The organism is Alcanivorax sp. HI0083, assembly GCF_001635175.1.
In genome coordinates, this window is the sequence record NZ_LWFX01001789.1 from 1 (window position 1) to 429 (window position 429).

Below are 429 nucleotides of genomic sequence, written 5' to 3' on the forward strand. Positions count from 1 at the left end.
GAGCTCCATGAACGTCCGTTTACTGCCCGCCGCTTTGCTAATGGCCCTGGCCGCGCCCGTCGTATTGGCCCAGACCCCGGAAGAGAAAGGCCTGGAGATCGCCCGGGAGGCGGATAGCCGTGGCGAGGGCTTTGGGGACTTTCAGGCCGACATGAAGATGGTTCTGATCAGCAAGAGTGGCCAGACCTCGGAGCGCGAGCTGCGCGTCAAGACGCTGGAAGGAACCGGTGAGGAAGAGGGCGACAAGAGCCTGACCATCTTCGATACCCCCCGTGACGTGCGCGGCACCGCCATGCTTACGTTCAGCTACAAGACCCGTGACGACGACCAATGGCTGTACCTGCCCGCGCTGCGCCGGGTGAAAACCATTGCCTCACGGAACAAATCCGGCCCTTTCATGGGCAGTGAATTCAGTTTTGAAGACATGCG

1 protein-coding gene is annotated in these 429 nt (G+C 61.1%); it reads left to right on the forward strand.

Annotation, left to right across the window (positions count from 1 at the left end; translation table 11 throughout):
- A partial coding sequence (locus A3754_RS25820; RefSeq protein WP_369817653.1) for an outer membrane lipoprotein-sorting protein occupies window positions 1-429 on the forward strand: 429 nt, incomplete at both ends.